The sequence below is a fragment of the uncultured Campylobacter sp. genome (assembly GCF_938040115.1).
In the GTDB taxonomy this organism is placed as follows: domain Bacteria; phylum Campylobacterota; class Campylobacteria; order Campylobacterales; family Campylobacteraceae; genus Campylobacter_A.
This window is the reverse complement of sequence record NZ_CALHXD010000006.1, coordinates 1-1,590: the sequence shown is the minus strand read 5'-3', so window position 1 is coordinate 1,590 and position 1,590 is coordinate 1. Positions and strand designations below refer to the sequence as shown.

The following is a 1,590-nucleotide window of genomic DNA, read 5'->3' as shown; positions in this document are numbered from 1 at the left end:
AGAGGAAGGGGATTCTACTTACGAAGCGTCGCCCCTTCCTCTCCCAAGCCCTCTCCAACCCCACTGCACGTTAGAGGTGGCGACATTGCTTTGCTAACGCAAAGCGTCGCAGATTTTATAAATTTTGATGGAGTTAAATTTATAAATTTGTAAATTTGACTCCAAATTTGAATAGAAAAAGTCAAGGCGAAGTATTTTTGTTCTAGACGAGGCGCTTTTCAAATTTGGCGACGGGAGTTACCTTGTCGGTAATGACCGAGCCGAATTTAAAAGCAACGAAGTATAGGACAAAAAGACAAGCTGAAAATTTAAAATTTCTCGTCTCTTATTATTTTGCCTTTCTCATCATACTCCCGCTCGATCTTATTTTCATAGTCGTTGAGCGACTTTAGTCGGCCGTTTGGATAAAACGTCTTTACCCAGATAAATACCGTGTCCTTTTGGTAGCTCGTGTTTTCGATCGCGCCGTTTTCGTCGTAGTTTTCGTAGTAGTCCTCTTTAGGCCCTGAGCGCACCGTGATAAAGTGTTTTTGGCGGGGTTTGCCGTCGCTAGAGTAGGAGAAGTTATTATTGTCCGAAAAGATACCCAACATCACGTCGAATTTATTGCTCGATTTGTATAGCCCAGCGACGTTGCCTTCATCAAAGGCCTCTTTGACTTCGACGTTTATGTCGTCCCACAAGCACAGCTGCAACGTGCCGCTATGCATGCCGTCCGCATGATAAAAATCTATCTCGATCCAGCGCTCTTGGCCGCTTTTGATAAATTTGACGATCTGCTTTTGCGGGTGATGCAGGGGCGGCTTGATGTAGCCGTATAGCCTGCCGTAAAATAGCGTCTCGCCCTCTGGCGTATAGATGCGCTCATAGACGTTGTTTAGCTCTAGGCGGCTTTCCGGATCGTACTCGCCCGTCCTTTCTACGTCGTAGCTAAACCTCATCTCCAGCTCGCCCGTTTGCTTGCCTTTTAGCTTTGATCGCGGGGTAAATTTTAGCTCGTTCGGGGGCAAAATTTGAGTGTTTTGCTTCGCCGAGCTCTGCTTTTCGCTGCCAAATGCCTGCGACGAAGCGGCGAAGCTAAGCGCCAAAAATAGCGCGAGAAAATTTTTCATTTTTATCCTTTAAATTTGTACGTTCTTAAAACGAGCGTGATTATAGCGTTAAAATTTGGATAAATTTTTAAATTTTACTTGCCGAGACCCACACCGCAAAAATGCTAAATTTGGTTTTGTCAGATTTGATGTTCTCTAAAAATTTTTAGTTTTTCTTTTTTCTTGGGAGGCGGAAGGGTTTCTACTTACGAAGCGTCGCCCCTTCCGCCCCCAAACCCACACCAACCCCACTGCACGTTAGATGTGGCGACATTGCTTTGCTCTATGAGCAAAGCGTCGCGGGTTTTTGAGTCCAAATTTTGATGTTTTCAAGGTGCGGGTCTCGGTGAATCAAATTTGAACGTATAAAGTCAAGGCGAAGTATTTTTTCTTTTTACTTCGCGCAAGCGCTCGTAACGAGACTTCGCTACGAGGAGACAAGGTGGAAACGACGGAGGCGAGGGAGCGGACTAGTCGTCCGTGACCGAAGCCGACCGAG

The 1,590-nt window shown here is 45.8% G+C and carries 1 protein-coding gene; it reads right to left on the bottom strand.

Translation table 11 applies throughout. The features are described from left to right. Positions 1-308: 308 nt before the first annotated feature. Positions 309-1,112 (bottom strand): hypothetical protein, encoded by an 804-nt coding sequence (locus tag Q0314_RS00145; RefSeq protein ID WP_298055127.1) that lies wholly within the window; start codon positions 1,110-1,112, stop codon positions 309-311. Positions 1,113-1,590: the final 478 nt, after the last annotated feature.

Coding starts and splice junctions, on each gene's coding strand:
- Q0314_RS00145 (WP_298055127.1), bottom strand. CDS start 1,112: ATGAAAAATTTTCTCGCGCTATTTTTGGCGCTTAGCTTCGCCGCTTCG.